Origin of the sequence: Synechococcus sp. CCAP 1479/10 (genome assembly GCF_019038515.1) — a bacterium.
Classification (GTDB): Bacteria; Cyanobacteriota; Cyanobacteriia; order PCC-6307; family Cyanobiaceae; genus Cyanobium.
In genome coordinates this window covers 95,396-113,757 of sequence record NZ_JAFKRJ010000026.1, presented here as the reverse complement: position 1 = coordinate 113,757, position 18,362 = coordinate 95,396, and the positions used below count along the sequence as shown (strand labels likewise).

The window sequence follows — 18,362 nt, the reverse complement described above, 5'->3', positions numbered from 1 at the left end:
CGAGACGAAGAAGACATGTCGCTGTCAACGTTGCGTTCAGCCAGGCGTTCAGGTGGGCGGAATGGGGAATTCAGGGCCCTGAACGGGGACCAACCAGCGCTCTGACGCTTCGTCAGGGTTTTCGGGGAACCCTGCCGCGCCGGCCCGGTGGGACATGTGGCGAACGTTGAAGCGAATCTTTATCCTACTCCCACCCCCTCCCGCGGCACCGGCGGCGGGTCCCCGAACCTGCCGGTTCAGCGGGCCAGGCGCTGGGCGGGCTCGAACATCTCCAGGGCTTCGGTGGACCCTTCGAAGCGCCAGTGCCAGGGTTCGTAGCTCACCCCCTGGCGGTTGCCCCTGGGGAAGGAACGCACGAAATGGAAGCGGGCCGCGTGGCGATCGAGCCAGCGGTAGGCGTCGGTGGTCTCGAAACTCTCCATCAGATTGGTGGCCGGCAGGCGACCGTCCCCCAGGTCCACGGCGAAGCCGGTGCTGTGTTCGGAGAAGCCCGGCGGCGCACTGACCCGCGCCCGGTCGGCGGAGGTCTGGTTGCGCTCGGCCTTGACATCGAAGAACAGCTGCTTCTGCAGATCAACGCTGCGCCAGGCACTCAGCACGGTGAGGACGACACCGTCGGCATCGGCGGCGGCGCGCATGTCCTCGAGGGCACGGGCCGCGTCCGGCCGCAGGCGCAGGCCGGGAGCGATCGCCACCAGGTCGGCGGGCGCGGCCTCGGGGTAGGGAAAGTGGCCGAGGAGCCGACCGTCCGGCCCGAGGCGGGCCGACAGACCGGGAACGGGCGTGGGGGTGATCCAGGTGCGCAGGGGGCCGATCAGCAGCAGAACGGCCCCACCGGCCAGCAGGGCGCCGGTGAGTCCCACCTGGGCCATCCGCCTGGGGAGGGAGGCCGGCCGGCGCGGGCGGGGCGTGGTGCGCCGGGCCAGCGGGATGTCGTCACCGAGGGGCATCACCGAGGGGCATCACCGAGGAGCATCACGGATGCGGGGCGGAGACGGCCTCTGCTCCGGGCCTGACCGATCCTAGTTGGGGGTCATTTCATAGGTTTCTCTACCGGGCGGTTACCCGCACGGCGGTGTTAGCTTCCAACCCACATCCCAATGGCGGAGCAGGTTTCAAGATGTTGCGAGTGGCAGTCGTGGGCGGCGGCCCCAGCGGTTCCTGTGCTGCGGAAGTTCTCGCCAAGGCCGGCATCGAGACCTGGCTGTTCGAGCGCAAGCTCGACAACGCCAAGCCCTGCGGTGGGGCGATCCCCTTGTGCATGGTCGAGGAATTCGACCTGCCGGAATCGATCATCGACCGCAAGGTGCGGAACATGCGGATGATCTCCCCCTCCAACCGGGAGGTGGACATCCACCTGGAGAACAGCAACGAATACATCGGCATGTGCCGCCGGGAGGTCCTCGACGGCTTCCTGCGCAACCGGGCCGCCGAACTGGGCGCCCACCTGGTCAACGGTCTGGTGCAGAGCATCGACACCGGCAGCCAGCGCCAGGGTCCCTACACCCTCCACTACGCCGACTACTCCTCCGGCGGCCCCACCGGTGAACTCAAGACCCTCGAGGTGGATCTGATCGTCGGCGCCGACGGGGCCAACAGCCGGGTGGCCAAGGCCATGGACGCCGGGGACTACAACGTGGCGATCGCCTTCCAGGAGCGGATCCGGCTCCCCGCCGAGGAGATGGCCTACTACGAGGACCTGGCCGAGATGTACGTCGGCACCGACGTCTCGCCCGACTTCTATGCCTGGGTGTTCCCCAAGTACGACCACGTGGCGGTGGGCACCGGCACCATGCAGGCCAACCAGTCCCTGATCAAGGGGCTCCAGAAGGGCATCCGCGAGCGGGCCAGCCGCCGGCTGCTGCGCGGCGAGGTGATCAAGGTGGAGGCCCACCCGATCCCCGAGCATCCCCGCCCCCGGCGGGTGGTGGGCCGCATGGCCCTGGTGGGCGACGCGGCCGGTTACGTCACCAAGAGCTCCGGCGAAGGCATCTACTTCGCCGCCAAGAGCGGCCGCATGTGTGCCGAGGAGATCGTCGCCGCCAGCGCCTCCGGCAGCCGCATCCCCACCGAGAAGGATCTCAAGGTCTACATCCGCAAGTGGGACCGCAAGTACGGCGCCACCTACAAGGTGCTGGAGCTGCTCCAGAACATCTTCTACAGCAACGATGCCGCCCGTGAGGCGTTCGTCGAGATGTGCGATGACAAGGACGTGCAGCGCCTCACCTTCGACAGCTACCTCTACAAGCGGGTGGTGGCGATGAACCCCTGGCAGCAGATCAAGCTCACCGTGCTTACCCTGGGCGCCGTGCTGCGGGGTCAGGCCCTGGCTCCCGCCGGCTACAAGCCGGTCCCCAGCGCCGTGCGCTCAGCCGAGGAAGCCGAAGCGATCCTGGCCGCCGCCGAGCCCCGCTCCTCGATGAAGCCCGCCGGCGTCCATGCCGTCACGCCGCCCGTGGATCCCGATCCCGACGCCGTCAAGGAGCCCGTGCTGGTCGCCAAGTGAGAAGGGGGCCTGCCTGAGACAAGCCGGCCTGAGGACATCCTCAGGCCGGTTCCTTTTCGATCCGGCTGACCAGCAGCTTGTCGACCCGGTTGCCGTCCATGTCGACGACCTCGACCCGCAGGCCGTCCCACTCGAAACAGTCGCCGGCCTTGGGAATGTGCTCGAGGTAGTGCATCACGAAGCCCCCCAGCGTCTGGTAACCACCGCGGTCCTCCTCAGGGAGCCGGCCCTTCCCCACCAGATCCTTGAAATCAGCGATGTCCAGGGCGCCATCGAGGAGCCAGGAACCGTCCTGACGGACGATGATCATCGGGTCCTCCAGGTCCTGGCCTGAGGAGAGATCACCGACGATCGCCTCCATCATGTCGTTGAGGGTCACCAGCCCTTCAATGCCGCCGAATTCGTCGGTGACCAGGGCGATGTGGACCCCCGAGCTGCGGAACTGCTCGATCAGCTTCAGGGCCCGGGTGCTCTCGCCCACGTAGAGGGGCGGCTGCAGCAGGGCCTCGATGTCCCGGGGTCCGTCGCCGAGCTGGGCCGCCAGCAGGGTGCGGCCACGGACCACGCCGACGCAGGCGTCGAGGCTGCCGCGGGCCACCGGGAACAGGGAGTGGTTCACCTCCATCACCCGCTGCAGATGGGTCTGCGGCGATTCGGCCAGGTCCAGCCAGCAGATGTCGGTGCGCGGCGTCATGATCGCCTTGACCGGTCGGTCGGCCAGGCGGAACACCCGCTCCACCATGGCGTGCTCCGCCACCTCGAACAGGCCGGATTCCGTTCCCCGTCGCAGCAGGGTCCTGATCTCCTCCTCGGTGATCTCCGGCTCACCGGTCTCGCCGATGCCCATGAGGCTGAGGAGGCGATCGGTGGAGGCCCCCAGCAGGTGAGCGAGGGGGGCCATCCAGCGGGACAGGGCCCGCATCGGGGGCGCCACGGCGCAGGCGATGCGTTCCGGGTCGTTGAGGGCGATGCGCTTCGGCACCAGCTCCCCCAGCACCAGGGAGAGGAAGGTGATGGCGGTGACCACGATCCCCAGGGCGAGGGGTTCGGCCCAGGGGCGCAGCGCCGGCACCGCCTCGAGCAGCGGCTGCAGCGACTGGGCCACCCGGGAGCCACCGAGGGCGCCGCTGAGGATGCCGATCAGGGTGATGCCGATCTGAACAGTGGAGAGGAAGTCGTTGGGGGAGCGGATCAGCTGCAGGGCCACCCGCGCGGGATGGTGGCCCCGCTCCGCCTCCTGCTCCAGGCGCAGGCGACGGGCCGACATCATGGCCAGCTCGGATCCCGACAGGACCCCGTTGAGCAGGATCAGCACGCCGATCACCAGGCCTTCCAGCAGCAGCGACGACAGGGACGACGACGGCGAAGGGGACGGCAACGGGGTGACGGGCACGGATGACGACAGTAAGCAGGACGGCGAAAGGGGGGCCGGAGGGCCTGCGTCTCAGCCCCCCAGACGGCTGAAGTCGGCGAGCACCGAGGCCTGGTTGCGCAGCACCGCCAGCAGCCGCAGGCGGTTGCGGCGCACCTCCGGCTCGTCGCAGAGCACCATGACGCTGTCGGGGCCGTCGAAGAAGGCGGCCAGGGTGGCGCCGCTCTCCCCCAGCAGCCGGGCCAGCGGTTCGTAGCGGGCGGTTCCGCTGGCGGCGGCATGGACCGCCAGCCGCTCCAGCACCGCCAGCACGGCGGCCTCGCTGGGGGAACCGAACAGATCCGGGTCCACCACCCCATCGGGGCTGACCAGATCCGCCGCCAGGTCGGCCTGTTCGGCCAGGCGAGAGGCCCGCTGCACCACCGCCTGCACCAGGGGCAGGCGGCCTTCGCTGCGCAGACGTCGCAGCAGCTCCACCCGGGCACGGGCATCGGCCGGATCCCGCAGCAGCCGCTCCAGGGAGACGCCATCGCCGGCCACGGCCTGGACCAGATCGGCACTGGAGCCCTCCTCCTCCAGCAGGCTGGCCAGGCGCTGGCGCAGGAAGTCGAGCAGGTCGGCGGCCAGGGCCAGCGGCTGCACCGCCAGATCGGGCAGCAGCCGCTGCCAGTGGGCGGTGGCCTCGGCCATCAGGCCCACCAGATCGAGTGACCAGGCCCGATCCCAGAGGATCTGGAGCAGGCCGTTACCCGCCCGGCGCAGGGCGTAGGGATCGGAGGAGCCGCTGGGCCGCTCCCCCCTGGCGAAGATGCTGAGCAGCAGCTCCAGCCGTTCGGCCAGGGCCAGCACCGCCCCCGCCTCGGAACCCGGCAGGGCGTCGCCGGCGCCGCGGGGCTGGTAGTGCTCCAGCACCGCCAGGGCCACGGCGCGGGTCTCGCCCTCCGCCAGCAGGTACTTGGCCCCCATCACCCCCTGCAGCTCCGGGAATTCCCCCACCATCTGGCTGACCAGGTCGTGCTTGCACAGGGGAGCGGCCCTCCGCGCGGCGACGGCGGCGGCATCGCCCACCGGCAGGCGACGGCAGAGCAGATCCGCCAGCCAGGCCAGGCGCTGGCTGCGATCGGCCAGGCTGCCGAGCCCCTCGGCGAAGGTGACCCGATCAAGGGCCTCCACCCGCTCGGCGCTTCTCTGGCGGCGATCCGCCGCCAGGAAGAAGGCCGCGTCCGCCAACCGGGCCCGCAGCACCCGCTCGTTGCCGCGCCGGATCGTGTCGGCCGCGCCGGCCAGGCCGTTGGACAGGCAAAGGAACCTGGGCATCAGGGCCTCCCCGGCCACCAGGGCCAGGGGATCGGCCGGTGCGTCCGCCAGGCGCAGGGGCACGTAGCGCTGGTGGGAGCGCATCACGGTGCTGAGCACCTCCGGGGGCAGGTCCAGGTAGTCGGCGTCGATGGAGCCCTCGATCAGCCGGGGGGACTCCACCAGGTCGACAAGCTCGTCGAACAGGGCTTCCGGCAGATCCAGCTCGGCCCCCGCCGCTGTCGCTGCCGCCTCCAGGGCGGTGCGGATCGCGGCGCCCCTGGCCTGCCGGTCGACCTGAACATCGGCGGCCTCCAGGGCGGCGGCATAGCCCGCGGCGGAGGGGATCGTCACCGCTCCGTCGTGGAGACGGTGGCCGCGGCTGAGGCGATCGCTGGCCAGGGGCGGATCCACGTCGGTGAGCGCCACCGGCACCACCGCCTCGTCGAGCAGCGCCACCAGCCAGCGCAGGGGCCGGCTGAAGCGGCCATCACCGGCACCCCAGCGCATGAAGCGCCGCCCCTGCAGGGAACGGATCCAGCCGGGAATGCAGCCGGCCAGCACCTCGGCGGTGGGGCGGCCGGCCTCGGTGGTGCGGGCGAACACGAAGGGGCCCTTGTCGGTCTCGCGGATTTCCAGCTGGTCGGGGCTGCAGCCGCAGCGCCGGGCGAATCCGATGGCGGCCTGGGTGGGCTGGCCATCGCGGAACGCCTGCTGGGCCGGCGGACCCTTGCGATCCTCGACCAGGTCCTCCTGCTCCCGGGGCAGGCCGGTGACGGTCACGGCCAGTCGCCGGGGGGTACCGCCGGTGCTGATCGTGTCGCAGGCGAGGCGGGCTTCCCGCAGGTCGCGGGCCACGATCGCCTCCAGCTGGGGCTGGGCCAGGCGCACGAAATCGGCCGGCAGTTCCTCGGTTCCGATCTCCAGAAGAAAGGTGGCCATGCAGGGGAGCGGGCAGAAGGCGACTGTATGCAAAGGAGGGAAACGGCCGGAACCTCCGGCGGTGCGCCACGTCCCGTTCGCTAGTTTCAGTTCAGATACCGTTCCGCATGCCGATGTCCTCGACGACGGTCGCCGACAGCACGTCGCTCCCATCGGCTCCCCCCGCCAAGCCCCCCACCAAGCAGGAGGCGCTCAAGGCCGGCAGCGGCCACCTGCATGATCCCCTGGCGGGCGAACTGGACAACGATCTGCCCAGCTTCACCGATCCCGCCGTCCAGATCCTCAAGTTCCACGGCAGTTACCAGCAGGACGACCGGGACAAACGCCGTAAGGGCGCCGACAAGGACTGGCAGATGATGCTGCGGCTGCGCAACCCGGGCGGGCGCATCCCCACCTCCCTTTACCTGGCGCTGGATTCCCTCGCCGATCGGCTGGGCAACGGCACCCTGCGCATCACGACGCGCCAGGCTTTCCAGATGCACGGCGTCCAGAAGACCGACCTCAAGGAGGTGATCGGCGGCATCGTGCGGGCCCTGGGCTCCACCCTGTCGGCCTGCGGGGACATCAACCGCAACGTGATGGCCCCCGCCGCCCCCTTCGAGCGCGATGGCTACCCGGAGGCCCGCCTGCTGGCCGATCGCATCGCCGACCTGCTGGCCCCCCAGGCCGCCGAGGGCTCCTACCTCGACCTCTGGGTCGACGGCGACCTGAGCTATCGCATCAAGCCCAAGGGCCCCGTGAAGAAGGCGCGCCGTCTGCAGGAGAGCGGAGCCGTGTTCAGCGGTGACGCGGCCGAACCCCTCTACGGCTCCACCTACCTGCCGCGCAAGTTCAAGGTGGCCGTCACCGTCCCCGGGGACAACTCGGTGGACCTGCTGACCCAGGACATCGGCCTGGTGCTGTTCAGCGACCCCTCCGGCCGGCCGCTGGGCTGCAACGTCTATGTGGGCGGTGGCATGGGCCGGACCCACAACAAGGACGAGACCTTCGCCCGCACCGCCGATCCCCTCGGCTACGTCGGCGCCGCCCATGTGCTGGAGCTGGTGCAGGCGATCGTCGCCCTGCAGCGGGACCACGGCGACCGGGAGCAGCGCCGCCACGCCCGGATGAAATATCTGATCCACGACCGGGGGGTGGACTGGTTCCGCACCGAACTGGGCCGGTACTTCCCCCATCCGATCAAGGGGATGCGCCGGGAGCCCCCCGCCGTCCTCACCGACTACCTGGGCTGGCATCGCCAGTCCCCGGGCCTGTGGTTCGTGGGCCTGCCGGTGCTGTGCGGACGCCTGCAGGGGGAGCTCAAGAGCGGCCTGCGCCGTCTCGTCGAGACCTACCAGCTGGAGGTGCGGCTCACCCCCAACCAGGACCTGCTGCTCTGCAACATCGGCAGCGCCCAGCGGGCGTCGGTGCGGGAGGGTCTGGCGGCCCTCGGCCTCACCGCCCCCGAGGCGCCGGCCCCCCTGGCCCGCCATGCCCTGGCCTGCCCGGCCCTGCCCCTGTGCGGCCTGGCGATCACCGAAGCCGAACGGATCCTCCCCGAGGTGCTCGACCGCCTCGAGGCCCTGCTGGAGCGGCTGGAGATCCGCAAACCGCTGCTGGTGCGCATGACGGGCTGCCCCAATGGCTGCGCCCGCCCCTACATGGCCGAGATCGGTCTGGTGGGCAGCGCCGTGGACGCCTACCAGCTGTGGCTCGGCGGCAGCCACGGCCTGACGCGGCTGGCCAGCCCCTACCTGGAGAAGATGCCTCTGGAGAAGCTCGAGGCCACCCTGGAGCCCCTGCTGGTGGCCTGGCGCGACGAGGGCGGCCCCCGCAGCCGCTTCGGCGACTTCATCGAGCGGATCGGGGCCGAGCGGGTCACCGGGCTGCTCGCCGCTTCCTGATGGGCCGCCCCACCGCCGGCCCCGTCCAGCCCCTTCTGGGCGCCCTTCTTGGCATGGTGCTGGCGGGGCTGCTGCCCTGCTCAGGGCGGACCAGTGAGGCGGCGGAGCGGCCGCGGGCGCCCGAGGCCCCGGTGCAGTACTTCCAGTCCGATCCCCTGGCCTGCCAGCCGGACGCCATCAGGGCCGCCTACAAGACCCATCTGCAGCCCTTCGCCGACCAGAGCCCGGCGGTGCTGGCCCAGCTGCGCCGCGTGCAGGACGACATGACCCTGGCCAGCCTCAAGCGCTGCGTCCAGAAGGGACTGCTGACCCGCCCCCAGGCCAGCGTGCTGTTCCGGGAACTGGGCCTGACCCTGCCGGGCACCGTGATCCCCGCCACCAGCAGCCCGGCACCCGCCACCGCTCAGCCCGCACCGTCCCCGGCACCGGCCACGGCGCCGTAGAGGGCCTGCGGTTCGCCGCGGCGCCAGGCCCAGAGCTGGTCGCCGTGGCTGAAATGCCACCACTCGTTGGGGTGCTGGGCGAAGCCTGATTCCTCCATCACCGCCGCCAGCAGCCGGCGCCGTTCGTGCCACTCGGCGGCCTCGCTGCCGGGGGCGGCCCCGGCGTGGTGGTCGGGCTCGGAGATGGCGCCGATCGCATCGATCTCCCCGCCCATGGCCAGGGGGCGGCCGCTGGCCTCGGCCAGGGTGAGATCCACCGCGGCGCCGGTGCTGTGGGGGGGCGGGGTGGCCGGATCGGCACTCGGTGGGGCCCAGAAGCGATCCACCTCCGCCGCCACGGCCTGCTGGAGGAGGCCGAAGGCGTCGGGGTCGAGGCCCCGCTCGCGGCAGGCCTCACGGAAGGCCTAACGCACCATGAACGCCTAAACTGCGATGGGGCGCCAGGCGTCGAAGATGGCCAGCCGCCACTCGGGCCGGCGCAGCTGCAGCCGCTCCTGGGCCCGCTCCAGCCGATCGATCACCCCGCGCCGCAGCCGGAACGGGCTGGCACCGGCGCCGTAGGGAGCCCCCAGGGCCTGGTAGGGATGGGGCTCCAGCCGCCACAGGCTCGGCGGCAGATCGCCCAGGGGCTCGCCCCCATCGGCGATGGGGATCGGACTCCAGGGGCGCAGGGGCGGCATGGGGGCGGCGGGTCCGGCTCGGGCCGGTGGTCTGGCTCAATTCAACTGGGCCGCCTCCACCGAGCGGCGCCGCTGGGCCTCGAGGGCCCCGCGCAGATGCGGGTGGCGGGCCAGGTCGGGATCCTGCGACAGAATCCGCTGTGCCGCCGTGCGCGCCTCCTCCAGCACCGCTCCGTCGTCGCTGAGGCTCGCCAGGGCCAGGTCCGGCAGCCCCGACTGGCGGGTGCCGAGCACCTGGCCGGGGCCCCGCAGCCGCAGGTCCATCTCGGCGATCTCGAAGCCGTCGCCGCTGCGGGCCAGCAGCTCCAGCCGCTGGCGGGCCATGGCGTTGTCGCCCTCGTGCAGCAGCAGGCAATGGGAGGCGGCGGCCCCCCGGCCCACCCGGCCCCGCAGCTGGTGCAGCTGGGCCAGGCCGAAGCGCTCGGCATGTTCGATCACCATCACACTCGCCTCCGGCACGTCCACCCCCACCTCCACCACCGTCGTGGACACCAGCACCTGGGAGCGCCCCTCCTGGAAGGCGCTGATGGCCCGCTGCTTCTCTTCACCGGTCATCCGGCCGTGCAGCAGCCCCACCGTGAGCTCAGGGAACACCTCCTCGTCGAGGTGGCGGTGCACCTCCACCGCCGAGCGCAGATCGAGCTTCTCCGATTCCTCCACCAGGGGCAGCACCACGTAGGCCCGCTGCCCCTTGGCCACCTCCTGGCGCACCAGCTCCCAGGCGCCGGCGCGTTCGGATCCCCGCAGCAGCCTGGTGCGGATCGGCGTGCGGCCCGGGGGCAGTTCATCGATCTGGCTGAGGTCCAGATCGCCGTGGATCGAGAGGGCCAGGGTGCGGGGAATGGGGGTGGCGGTCATGGTGAGCAGATGGGGCTGGAGCCCCTTGGCCAGCAGCCGGTTGCGCTGCCGCACGCCGAAGCGGTGCTGCTCGTCGACCACCACCAGCCCGAGGCGATCGAACTGCACCGGATCCTCCAGCAGGGCGTGAGTGCCCACCAGCAGCTTCACCTGGCCGTTGACCAGGTCCTGCAGCACCTGGCGGCGGCGGCGGGCGGGGGTGGAGCCGGTGAGCAGCTCGATGCTGACGTCGAGCTGGGGAAGCCAGCCGGCCAGCTTGTGGAAGTGCTGGGCCGCCAGCACCTCGGTGGGGGCCATCAGGGCCCCCTGACAGCCGGCGGCGATGGCACCCAGCAGGGCCGCCAGGGCCACCACCGTCTTGCCGCTGCCCACGTCCCCCTGGACCAGCCGGGCCATGGGCTGGGGGCGCTCCATGTCGGCGCGGATCTCCGCCAGTACGCGGCTCTGGGCACCGGTGAGGGGAAAGGGCAGCAGGTCGAGGAAGCGGCTCACCAGGTCCTCGCCGCCGCTGGGCAGGAGCAGCGGCGGGGCCGGAGAGCGGCGCAGGCGCTCGCGCCGCTGCCCCAGGGCCAGCTGCAGCAGCAGGAACTCATCGAAGACCAGGCGCCGGCGGCAGCGCTGCAGCTCCTCGCGGTCGGCGGGGCGGTGCAGCCCCAGCAGCGCCTCGCCACGGCCCGTCAGGCCCAGCTCCAGGCGCAGGGACTCCGGCAGGGGATCGGGCCAGCGGCTCGCCGCCGGCAGCACCGCGGCGATGGCCCGGGCGAGGGCCTCGCCACTGAGGCCCTCGGTGAGGGCATAGACGGGCACGAACCGTCCGATCCGCTCCGACCGCACCGGCGCTCCGGGGGCCTCCAGCACCTCCAGCAGGGGATCGCCGAAGCAGGGGCCATAGGGGCTGTCCTTCACCAGCCCGCTGACGGCCACCGTGGCCCCAATCGGATACAGGCGCTGCTGGGCCTTGAGCCAGCCGGGGCTGCTGAAGCGGCGGCCGGCGAAGAAGCGCGTCACCTTGAGGCGACCCGTCACGTCCTGCAGCTGCAGCTCCAGGATCGCCAGGTTGGGGTTACGGGGGCTGCCGAAGGCATGGCAGCGGCGCACCGTCGCCACGATGGTGGCGGTGCGCCCAGGCTCCAGGGCCGCGATCCGCACCAGATGGGCGTAATCGAGGTAGTCGCGGGGGTAGTGGTGCACCAGATCGCGCACCACCAGCAGGCCGAGGGCGGCGAGGCGGGTGGCGGTCTTCGGGCCGATCCCGGGCACCTCCGCCAGGGGGGTCTGGGGATCGAGCCGCTGGGGAGCGCCGGCGGTTGGCCCCACCGCAGGATCAGGGGGCCCCAGCCGCAGGCGTGGGGGTCCCACGGGCCGGACCTCCTGCCGGCGGCGGCGCAGCTCATGCAGCGCCTGCCGCAGGCGCCGCACCAGCGACTGGCGGCCCGCCAGCGCCAGGGCGCCGTAGCCGGCGAAGTCCCGGGACAGGGCGGCCAGCTGCTGGCGCTCGGCGGCCTCGAGCCCCTCCGGCGCCGCCGCCAGGGAACTGCCGATGAAGCCGCTGAAGCGATCGCGGCGCCCCTGGAGATCAGCGAAGCCGGCTTCGGCCTCGAGGCGGCAGGCCAGCTGCAGGGGCGTGCACCAGCGCTCCAGGGCCTGCTCCAGAACTTCGGACACGGACGCGGCCGCACCTTCCACGGAGGGGGTGCCGTTCAGTCGGTCGGAATCGATGGGGGGCGGATGTCCTGCAGCCAAAGCTGTTCGGCCTGATGGATCCGTAGCCGCCGTTGCAGGCGACGGAACTGCTGGGCCATTCTGCGAACCTCCTGGCGATGCTGCTGCAGCCGCCGCCGGCAGGTGCGCAGGCGGGGTTCCTCCAGCTCCAGATCGGTGGGCCGCAGCAGCACCGCCAGCGTCTGGGCCTGGGGGCCGCGGGCTCCCGGGAAGGGCAGGGGCAAGCGCATCAGGTTGGCGGGGGCGGCCATGGTCTCCAGCTGGCCGGCCAGCACCGCATCCAGCAGGCTCACCGGCAGCAGGCTGCGGCTCACACCACCACGCAGCAGCTCCACATTGATGGCATGGGAGAGGTTGCGCAGGCGCCGGGCCAGGGCCAGCTCCATGCCGTCCATCCAGCGCAGCACCCGCTCGGGATCGTCGGGAAGCCGCCCCGCCTGCCAGAGGGAATCCTCCAGCTCCTCCAGTTCGGACCGCCCCTTCGTCTCGTCCGAGGGTCCTTCCTCGGGGCCCTCCTCGGAATCCTCGTCAGGGTCGTCGAACTGGGCGTCGTCCGGATCGTCCCGCTCCCCTTCGTCGGTGTCCGGAGGGGGAGCCTCCCCATGGCCCAGCGCACCCCAGAGGAAGGATCCGCCGGCGAGGGGCGGGGCGAAGTCGATCTGCACCGACCCCGGCGGCAGGGTCTCCGGTTCCCCGCCCCCGCTCTCCCCCTCCCAGGTGAGTTCCTCCAGCAGCTGCTCCCGGTCGTGACGGTCGCGGCGCTGGCGCTCCCGGGAGATCTGGGCCGCCAGGATCACCAGGTGCTCCACCGTGAGCAGGCTGCAGCAGCGCCCCACCAGCTCCTGGATCTGGCCGTGCAGGAGCTGCCGGCGCTCGAGCGGGAGTTCGGTGTAGCGCTGGGGGTGGACCTGGGTGGCGAGATGGAAGCAGGCCTGGCGGACCTGCTGGGGCAGCGCCTGGCGCAGCACCTGGAGGTACAGGGCGACGTGGCGGTAGAGCTCCGGGTTCGACTGCGTCAGCCGCCGGTTCAGGGCCTGGAGCTGACCCGGCAGATCGATCGAATCGGACGGGTCGCTCAACGGCTCCGGCTCAGGCCGCCTTGCCCATCGCCGCCACTTCAGCGGCGAAATCCGACTGCTCCACCTCAATGCCCTCACCGAGGGTGTAGCGGGTGAAGCGGCGCACCCGGATGTTCTCACCGGTCTTGCCGGCGGCCGACTTGACCATCTCACCGACGGTCACGGTGTTGTCGCGGATGAAGGGCTGGTCCATCAGGGCCAGTTCCTTGAGGCGCTTGCCGATGCGCCCCGCCACGATCTTGACCTTCATCTCCTCCTTCTTGCCGGCGAGATCGTCGCGACCCATCTCGATGGACTTCTCGCGCTCCGCCACTTCGGGGGGGATGTCGTCGGTGCTGACGTATTCCACGTTGGGGCAGGCGGCGATCTGCATCGCCACGTTGCGCACCAGCTCCTGGAAGAGTTCGCCGCGGGCCACGAAGTCGGTCTCGCAGTTCACCTCCACGAGCACACCAACGCGGGCGCCGGTGTGGATGTAGCTGCCGACGGCCCCTTCGGCCGCCGTACGGCCGGCCTTTTTCTCGGCGGTGGCGATGCCCTTCTGGCGCAGCCATTCGGCGGCCTTGGTGGCATCCCCACCGGACTCGGTGAGGGCCTTCTTGCAGTCCATCATGCCGGCGCCGGTCTTGTCGCGCAGTTCCTTGACGAGCTTCGCTGTGATCTCAGCCATGGGTCGGGAGGGAGGGAGGTCGGGAGGGAGAGAACGGCTCAGGCGTCGTCGTCGCCGCCGCGCTGATCCTGCGCTCCATGGCGGCCTTCATTGATGGCATCCGCCAGCCGGCCCAGCACCAGTTGCACGGAACGCACGGCGTCGTCGTTGCAGGGGATGGGAACGTCGCAGAGATCGGGATCGCAGTTGGTGTCAAGCATCGACACCAGGGGGATGTCGAGCTTGCGGCACTCGAGCACGGCGTTGGTCTCGCGGCGCTGATCCACCAGCACCACCACATCTGGCAGGCGGCGCATGTTCTTGAGGCCGCCCAGATACTTCTGCAGACGGTCGAGCTCACGCCGCAGCACGGCGGCTTCCTTCTTGGGCCGCATGGCGATGGCACCGGAGGACTCCATGCGCTCCAGGTCCTTGAGGCGGTCGATGCGGGCCCGCATCGTGCTCCAGTTGGTGAGCATGCCGCCCAGCCAGCGCTGGTTGACGTAGGAAGCGCCGCAGCGGGCGGCTTCCTGGGCGATGACCTCGGAGGCCTGCTTCTTGGTGCCGACGAACAGGAAGCGCTTGCCGCTGCGGGCGGCACTGCGGGTCCATTTGTAGGCGTTGTTCATGCAGACGGCGGTCTGCACGAGATCGATGATGTGGACTCCGTTGCGCGCGCAATAGATGTAGCGCGACATCTTGGGATTCCAGCGACGGGTCTGGTGTCCGAAGTGGGCACCAGCTTCCATCATCTCGGCGAGAGTGACGACAGCCATTGGGGTTGTGGGGTTTCGGGTTGGCCTCCACCTGCCAGGGATGCCGCTCCCAGAAAAGGGGGCCGGATCACCCGAAACGTGCAGGTGTGCGGTGTTGGGTTACCGGGTCAACCTACCAAATGGCCCTGCTGGCGGGCTTCGGCATGGAGGGCCCGCACCCCGAAGCGGTTGAGGGGCAGCCGCAGCAGCTCCATCGCCAGCCCCGCCTTGCCGTGGCGGATCAGCCAGCGCAGCAGGGGCCGCAGGGTCCGTTCATTGATCAGGCCGCCGAGGGTGAGCAGCTCCCAGAGCGCCAGATGCAGCCAGGTGTACTGGATGATGAAGCGCACCCGCCGGGTGGGGTGCTTGCGGTAAAAAACCAGGCCCATCTTGGCCCGTTCCCGCTCCACCCGCACCAGATCGGGGATCTGCTCGAGGCTCAGGGGCGGATGCCAGTGGTAGCCCACGGCCTCGGGGCAGCGCACCAGCCGCACGCCCATGCGGCGCAGCCGTTCCCCGAGCTCCAGATCCTCCCAGCCGTAGAGGCGGAAGCCGGTGTCGAACAGGCCCGACTGCTCCAGCACCCGGCGGTCGATCGCCACGTTGCCGGTGGCGAAGTAGGCCCAGGAGAGATCCCGCAGTTTGTGGGGCTCCGACGTGGGCGCTTCGAAGTTGTGGGTGTTGATCACGGCGCCGTAGGTGAAGCAGAGCCGGTCGCCGCTCTCCTGCCAGGCCCGCGCCAGGGCCGTGGCGTGGTGCAGCAGGAACCGCTCCGTCACCACCAGATCACTGTCGATGAAGACGATCACATCGCCGCGGGCCTGCTCCACGCCGCGGTTGCGCCCCTCGGCGGGGCCGCCGTGGTCCTGGCGGATCAGGCGCAGATGGGGGAAGGCGGTGGCATGGGCATCCAGCCAGCGCACCGTGTCGTCGGTGGAGCCGTCGTCCACCAGCACCACCTCGTAGGCCTGCAGGGGGCCGTCGATCTCCTGGAGCTCCAGGGCCTGCAGGCACTGGCGCAGGATCGGCAGCCGGTTGTAGGTGGGGATGACGACGCTGATGAACATCGGGTGACGGTGCGAGGCAGGGCCGCTGGCAGCGGGTGGGTCGGTCGTGGCGGCCATGAAAAAAGGGGGATCCCGATCGAATCCCCCCGGTGCCGCCATGACCGGACAGGCGTGATCAGTCGGCGGCGCCGCCGTTGTTGGCCGTGCCGGTCACGCCGTTGCCGGCCCCTTCACCGCGGCCGTCGTTACGCAGCTTGCGCTTCTTGAACTTGCGGGCGTAGGCCCGGTTGCGCTCCTGCTTTTCCTTCTTGAGGTTCCTGCGTTTCGACATAGGTGATGCGAGCCTTGAAAAGACTGTGAGGTTCCACCCTACTCACCCGACCACGGCCTCACCGGCCCACAGCCGGCCATCCTCCATCCGCACCAGGCGGTCGGCCACATCGAGGATGCGGGGGTCGTGGGTGACCATCAGCACGCCGCAGCCCTCGTCCCGGGCCAGGCGCTGGAGCAGTTCCACCACCTCCCGGCCGGTGCGGCTGTCAAGGGCGGCGGTGGGCTCGTCGGCCAGGAGCAGGCGGGGGTGGGCGGCGAGGGCCCGGGCGATCGCCACCCGCTGCTTCTGACCGCCGGAGAGGTCGTGGGGCAGCTTGCCGAGGTGGTCGGAGAGGCCCACGGCCCGCAGCCACTCGCGGGAGAGGTCGCGGCGGGCGCGGTAGCCCAGATCCGGCAGCAGGTCGGCCCCCATCTGCACGTTCTGCTCGGCGGTGAGGCAGCGGAGCAGGTTGTGGCCCTGGAAGATCATGCCGACGTTGCGGCGCAGCAGCTGGCGCTCATGGCGGCTGGAGCCGTTCAGCTCGCAGCCCAGCACCCGCACCGACCCCTCCATCACCTGGCGCAGGGCCCCCACCAGGGTGAGCAGGGTGGTCTTGCCGCAGCCGGAGGGCCCCGTGAGCAGCACCACTTCGCCGGGGTGGATCTCCAGATCGATGCCCTGGAGCACCTGGCGCCGCATCGCGCCGGAGCCGTACCAGTGGCTGAGACCCCGCACCGACACCGTGGCGAGGCCATCGGCCGTGCCGGCCACGGGCGGGGCGGAACCGGTGTGGAGCGTGGTCATCGGCTCAGGAAGGAATGGCTCAGAAGATGTCGGCCGGATCGGCGTCGCCCAGCTTGCGCATTGCCATCGCCGCCGACCCCATGCACATCACCAGGATCATCAGGAAGACGGTCATGGACCGGTCACCGGCCATCGCCACCGGCAGCTTGGTGGCGGCATGGATGGCGGCATACAGCACCTGGCCGGCGAGGTAGGCGGGCACGTAGCCGAAGATCGCCAGCAGCAGCCCCTCGCGCGCCACAACCCCCAGAAGGGTGAGCAGGCTGTAGCCCATGGCCATCAGGGTGGCGTACTCCGGCAGGTGGTCGCTGACGTCGGAGTAGAGGATCTGATAGACGATCACGCAGCCCACCACGAAGCCCATGGCGGCGCCCAGGGTGAAGATGAAGCCGATGGCGGTGCTGGTGCGCCAGTAGTCCATCTCCAGATCCAGGAAGCCCTGCTTGGTGAGCACGGTCACGTCTTCCGGCAGCAGGCGGCGCAAGCGGTCCACCACCTGGGCGGGGTTGGCCCCGGGGCGCAGGCGGATCAGACCCAGTTCGATGCTGCCGGGCGGGTTGTTCGGCACCAGGCTCAGGAGGGTTTCCCGGCTGGTGAGGAGGTTGCCGTCGGCACCGAAGGAGGGCCCTGAACTGAACAGGCCCGCCACCCGCAGCCGCTTGCCGGCCACCTCGCTCTCGACGGTCCGGCCCTCCCGGAACCATTTCGCCACCGGTCCGAACTCGTCACGGGAGAGGTCGTCGAAAAGCACCCGGCCCTTCTGGGTGAGGCGGGGCGCCATGGCGGTGACGGCCGGATCGAGGAACAGGGGATCCCCCGGTTCAAAACCCAGGGCCAGGATCGAGCGCGTGCCCTTGGTCTGGGGGTTGCGCCAGAGCAGCAGGTTCCAGTGCACCGGGGTGATGCCGGTCACGTCCGGATCGGCCTTGGCCTGCACGAGCCGTCGCTCGGGGAAGCCGGTCATGCTGATCGAGCTCTTGCTGCGGGGGCTGAGCAGCACCAGATCGGTGTCGAACAGCTTGTGCACCGTGACGCTGGAGTCGAACAGGGCGTCGCGGAAGCCCAGCTGCATGAACATCAGGATCCCGGCGAAGGTGATCCCGGCCAGGGCCACCGCCAGGCGCATCGGCTGGCGGGTGAGCAGCAGCCAGGCCAGCGGGATGCGGCGTCCCTGCCAGAGGCTCATGGCTGCATGCGGGCGATGACCTTGAGGCCGCTGAGGTCGGCGACCTTCGCCCCATCCTGGGGATCGAGCCGCACCCGCACCTCGACGACGCGGGCATCGGCATCACCGGTGGGATCGGTGGAGAGCACCTCCCGCTGGCGGACCTGGGGACTGATGCGCCGCACGGTGCCCCGGAGGGTGCCGTCGAAGCCGCCGTTCTCACTGGTGAGGGTGACGGCCTGGCCGACACGCACACGATCGATGTCGCTTTCGTAGACCTCGATCGAGGCTTCCATGCGATCGCTGGCCCCCAGCTCGAGGATGCCCTTGTCGCCGGGCCGTTCGCCGACGCGGGACTGGATGCGCAGCACCGTTCCGTCGATCGGGGCACGCAATTCGGTGTTGACCAGGTCGGTGCTGGCCTTGACCAGGGAAGCCCGGGCCTCCTGCAGCTGCCCCTGGAGCTCCAGAGTGCGCTGCTCAAGCACATCCAGATCGGCGGCGGAATAGGCGCCGTCGCTGGCCAGCTTGCGATAGCGCGCCAGGTCGCGGGTCTGGATGGTGAGCCGGCGGCTGAGGTTGGCGATCCGGGTGCGGATCAGCTCGAGTTCCGCCCGCTGCAGGGGCTGGTTGTCGAAACGGGCCAGCAGCTGGCCGGCCCGCACCCGGTCACCCTCGGCCACCAGCAGCTCGGTGATGCGGGGGCTGCCGCCGATGCCCGTGATCGGCGCCGCCAGGATGCGCACGTCACCGTCGGGCTCCAGCTGGCCCAGGGCCGCCACGGCCTCCACCGGGGCCGGCGGACGGGCGACAGCGGCGGCCGGAGGCTTGGCGGGCTGCAGGCGCTGGTACAAGACGACGCCGCCCACCAGCAGACCCGCCACGCCG

General features: G+C 70.7%; 15 protein-coding genes and 1 pseudogene. 3 read left to right on the top strand and 13 right to left on the bottom strand.

Annotated elements, in window-relative coordinates; all coding sequences use genetic code 11:
• Positions 1–236: 236 nt before the first annotated feature.
• Positions 237–950, bottom strand: a complete 714-nt coding sequence (locus KUG39_RS08805) for a M15 family metallopeptidase (protein ID WP_190609363.1) — start codon at positions 948–950, stop codon at positions 237–239.
• 170 nt (positions 951–1,120) lie between these two features.
• On the opposite strand from KUG39_RS08805, the gene chlP reads away from it, so the two are divergent.
• Entirely contained in the window at positions 1,121–2,506 is a 1,386-nt protein-coding gene (gene chlP, locus KUG39_RS08800; protein WP_094584525.1) for a geranylgeranyl reductase, read from the top strand.
• Positions 2,507–2,546: 40 nt separating this feature from the next.
• Here the strand turns inward: chlP and KUG39_RS08795 are convergent, their stop codons facing one another.
• Positions 2,547–3,884, bottom strand: coding sequence for a hemolysin family protein (locus KUG39_RS08795; protein ID WP_233133814.1), 1,338 nt, complete (start codon positions 3,882–3,884; stop codon positions 2,547–2,549).
• Positions 3,885–3,950: 66 nt separating this feature from the next.
• Positions 3,951–6,116 carry a glycine--tRNA ligase subunit beta gene (gene glyS, locus KUG39_RS08790; protein WP_216914553.1) on the bottom strand — a complete coding sequence of 722 codons (2,166 nt, stop codon included), beginning with the start codon at positions 6,114–6,116 and terminating at the stop codon, positions 3,951–3,953.
• Positions 6,117–6,229: 113 nt separating this feature from the next.
• Here glyS and sir point away from each other — a divergent pair, with 113 nt between their 5' ends.
• Entirely contained in the window at positions 6,230–7,999 is a 1,770-nt protein-coding gene (gene sir / locus KUG39_RS08785; RefSeq protein WP_216914551.1) for a sulfite reductase, ferredoxin dependent, read from the top strand.
• Entirely contained in the window at positions 7,999–8,442 is a 444-nt protein-coding gene (locus tag KUG39_RS08780; RefSeq protein ID WP_216914549.1) for a hypothetical protein, read from the top strand. The genes sir and KUG39_RS08780 overlap by 1 nt, the downstream gene beginning before the upstream one ends.
• Here the strand turns inward: KUG39_RS08780 and KUG39_RS08775 are convergent.
• The 10 genes and pseudogenes from KUG39_RS08775 to KUG39_RS08730 form a co-directional block, all read right to left on the bottom strand.
• Positions 8,403–9,122: pseudogene (locus tag KUG39_RS08775) on the bottom strand (M15 family metallopeptidase). The gene KUG39_RS08780 and the pseudogene KUG39_RS08775 overlap by 40 nt on opposite strands.
• A gap of 36 nt (positions 9,123–9,158) precedes the next feature.
• Complete coding sequence (gene recG / locus KUG39_RS08770) at positions 9,159–11,645, bottom strand: ATP-dependent DNA helicase RecG (RefSeq protein ID WP_353617366.1); 2,487 nt, start codon at positions 11,643–11,645, stop codon at positions 9,159–9,161.
• Positions 11,646–11,680: 35 nt separating this feature from the next.
• Positions 11,681–12,781 carry a hypothetical protein gene (locus KUG39_RS08765; RefSeq protein WP_216914547.1) on the bottom strand — a complete coding sequence of 367 codons (1,101 nt, stop codon included), beginning with the start codon at positions 12,779–12,781 and terminating at the stop codon, positions 11,681–11,683.
• Between the two features lie 10 nt (positions 12,782–12,791).
• On the bottom strand, positions 12,792–13,451 hold the full coding sequence (gene tsf, locus KUG39_RS08760) for a translation elongation factor Ts (RefSeq protein ID WP_094584521.1): 660 nt from the start codon (positions 13,449–13,451) through the stop codon (positions 12,792–12,794).
• 38 nt (positions 13,452–13,489) lie between these two features.
• Positions 13,490–14,206 (bottom strand): 30S ribosomal protein S2, encoded by a 717-nt coding sequence (gene rpsB, locus KUG39_RS08755; protein ID WP_094584520.1) that lies wholly within the window; start codon positions 14,204–14,206, stop codon positions 13,490–13,492.
• 107 nt (positions 14,207–14,313) lie between these two features.
• On the bottom strand, positions 14,314–15,252 hold the full coding sequence (locus KUG39_RS08750) for a glycosyltransferase family 2 protein (RefSeq protein ID WP_216914545.1): 939 nt from the start codon (positions 15,250–15,252) through the stop codon (positions 14,314–14,316).
• Positions 15,253–15,367: 115 nt separating this feature from the next.
• Positions 15,368–15,523, bottom strand: a complete 156-nt coding sequence (locus tag KUG39_RS08745) for an Asl3888 family RNA-binding protein (RefSeq protein WP_011293689.1) — start codon at positions 15,521–15,523, stop codon at positions 15,368–15,370.
• Positions 15,524–15,565: 42 nt separating this feature from the next.
• Complete coding sequence (locus KUG39_RS08740; RefSeq protein ID WP_094584518.1) at positions 15,566–16,309, bottom strand: DevA family ABC transporter ATP-binding protein; 744 nt, start codon at positions 16,307–16,309, stop codon at positions 15,566–15,568.
• Positions 16,310–16,328: 19 nt separating this feature from the next.
• Positions 16,329–17,495, bottom strand: coding sequence for an ABC transporter permease DevC (devC, locus tag KUG39_RS08735; protein ID WP_216914543.1), 1,167 nt, complete (start codon positions 17,493–17,495; stop codon positions 16,329–16,331).
• On the bottom strand, positions 17,492–18,358 hold the full coding sequence (locus KUG39_RS08730; RefSeq protein WP_094584516.1) for an efflux RND transporter periplasmic adaptor subunit: 867 nt from the start codon (positions 18,356–18,358) through the stop codon (positions 17,492–17,494). Before KUG39_RS08730 ends, devC begins: the two co-directional genes overlap by 4 nt.
• Between the last annotated feature and the right edge of the window lie 4 nt (positions 18,359–18,362).

Bases quoted from the DNA above. Each gene is read 5' to 3' on its own strand.
- KUG39_RS08805 (WP_190609363.1), bottom strand. From the start codon at position 950: ATGCCCCTCGGTGACGACATCCCGCTGGCCCGGCGCACCACGCCCCGC.
- chlP (WP_094584525.1), top strand. From the start codon at position 1,121: ATGTTGCGAGTGGCAGTCGTGGGCGGCGGCCCCAGCGGTTCCTGTGCT.
- glyS (WP_216914553.1), bottom strand. From the start codon at position 6,116: ATGGCCACCTTTCTTCTGGAGATCGGAACCGAGGAACTGCCGGCCGAT.
- sir (WP_216914551.1), top strand. From the start codon at position 6,230: ATGTCCTCGACGACGGTCGCCGACAGCACGTCGCTCCCATCGGCTCCC.
- KUG39_RS08780 (WP_216914549.1), top strand. From the start codon at position 7,999: ATGGGCCGCCCCACCGCCGGCCCCGTCCAGCCCCTTCTGGGCGCCCTT.
- tsf (WP_094584521.1), bottom strand. From the start codon at position 13,451: ATGGCTGAGATCACAGCGAAGCTCGTCAAGGAACTGCGCGACAAGACC.
- rpsB (WP_094584520.1), bottom strand. From the start codon at position 14,206: ATGGCTGTCGTCACTCTCGCCGAGATGATGGAAGCTGGTGCCCACTTC.
- KUG39_RS08750 (WP_216914545.1), bottom strand. From the start codon at position 15,252: ATGTTCATCAGCGTCGTCATCCCCACCTACAACCGGCTGCCGATCCTG.
- KUG39_RS08745 (WP_011293689.1), bottom strand. From the start codon at position 15,523: ATGTCGAAACGCAGGAACCTCAAGAAGGAAAAGCAGGAGCGCAACCGG.
- KUG39_RS08740 (WP_094584518.1), bottom strand. From the start codon at position 16,309: ATGACCACGCTCCACACCGGTTCCGCCCCGCCCGTGGCCGGCACGGCC.
- devC (WP_216914543.1), bottom strand. From the start codon at position 17,495: ATGAGCCTCTGGCAGGGACGCCGCATCCCGCTGGCCTGGCTGCTGCTC.